The organism is Rhizobium sp. SEMIA 4085 (genome assembly GCF_013004495.1).
Lineage (GTDB): Bacteria > Pseudomonadota > Alphaproteobacteria > Rhizobiales > Rhizobiaceae > Rhizobium > Rhizobium gallicum.
Window position 1 is genome coordinate 1 of record NZ_JABEPH010000658.1, and the last position, 1,388, is coordinate 1,388.

Below are 1,388 nucleotides of genomic sequence, written 5' to 3' on the forward strand. Positions count from 1 at the left end.
ACCTTTGAAAGGTCATTCCAGTCGTTGGGCCCTATGGATCGATTTGATGCGATGCGGGTACTGCTTGCGGTCATCGACGCCGGCAGCTTGTCGGCTGGCAGCCGCAGGCTGAATGCTCCCCTGCCCAGCGTCAGCCGCAAGGTCGCCGATCTTGAACGGCACCTCGGCGCAAGTCTCATCATCCGAACAAGTCGCAATCTGCAGCTTACCGACGCCGGGCGCGACTATGTCGAAGCCGCACGCAAGATCATGGCAGACCTCGAAGAGGTTGAACGCCGAGCCTCCGGCGAATATCAAACGCCGCGTGGAATCCTCACGATCACAATGCCAGTGGAGTTCGGAAGTCGGTACGTGTTGCCTATCGCGCTGGACTTCATGAAAGAGCACCCGGAGGTGACGTTGAACCTTCTGTCGCTCGACCGTTCAGTTCACCTTGTGAATGAGCAGGTGGACGTTGCCATTCGGCTAGGCGAACTCGCCGACAGTTCGCTGTATGCGGTTAAGGCCGGCGAATTTCGCCTGCTGACATGTGCCAGCCCAGCCTATCTGGAGCGGCATGGCGTTCCTCAACATCCCACCGATTTGCCGAACCACGAGGGCATCATGTTCAGCAACCGGTCATTCTTCTGGGGATTCGAAGTTGAGGGCAAACCAATCGAAGCGGTGCCGCGAAGCCGCATCGAGGTCAACACCGCAGCCAACTGTGTTGCCGCGGCGTTAGGCGGCGTCGGAATCGCCCGCCTCTTCGACTACCAGATTCCCGACGAATTATCCGCTGGCGCGCTTGTGCCGATCCTGAAAGGCTACGATAGCGGGCCGAGGCCGATCCATATCGTCTATTCGCGCCAAGGGCTTCTTGCCTTGAAGGTGCGCACATTCATCGACTGGGCATTGCCACGGTTCCGCGCGACGTGCGGCAACTATGGTGGCATTGCGCACTCACCGCAATGACGCGCGGACCTTGTCGATTGTCCGCTCCGGGTCTTGAGTAGTGTCCGACGCCGCGAGGGAGCGAGAATTCCGCATTGACCCCTTTCGGCAAGCTCGATTCCCATTTCTTTCTTGATATAAAGTCATTCTCACCCCAGACCACCATCACCGCTGTTTTTGAGCAGGCCGAGATTTGCCTCGAAGTAATCCTGGTCCTTGTAAAATGCACGTAGTGATTGGAGAAAGCATCTGCCGTAGTCATGTGGCCATTGCTCCATCGCTGGAAATGTCTTGTTTTCAACTCCCGGGAAACCGAATTGAGCTTGCTTGGCCAATCCTCTCCTAAAGGCTCTTCCAGGCATCCGCGCGGGTTTTGTTCAGCTGGGCACGGGGCTGGTGGGCCGACCTATTCACCTTCAGCTTCTGCAGGCTCTCATACATACATCCAGGCCCATCGG

At 57.5% G+C, this 1,388-nt stretch carries 2 protein-coding genes; one reads left to right on the plus strand and one right to left on the minus strand.

The annotated features are described in order from the left end of the window. Positions 1-33 precede the first annotated feature (33 nt). The gene (locus tag C9413_RS32135; RefSeq protein ID WP_040115825.1) at positions 34-951 is read left to right on the plus strand and encodes a LysR family transcriptional regulator; all 918 of its coding nucleotides are present in this window, start codon (positions 34-36) and stop codon (positions 949-951) included. Positions 952-1,079: 128 nt separating this feature from the next. Here C9413_RS32135 and C9413_RS32140 read toward each other — a convergent pair whose 3' ends face one another. Beyond that, on the minus strand, positions 1,080-1,265 hold the full coding sequence (locus C9413_RS32140) for a hypothetical protein (RefSeq protein WP_170251562.1): 186 nt from the start codon (positions 1,263-1,265) through the stop codon (positions 1,080-1,082). Positions 1,266-1,388 lie beyond the last annotated feature (123 nt).

Coding starts and splice junctions, on each gene's coding strand:
- C9413_RS32135 (WP_040115825.1), top strand. CDS start 34: ATGGATCGATTTGATGCGATGCGGGTACTGCTTGCGGTCATCGACGCC.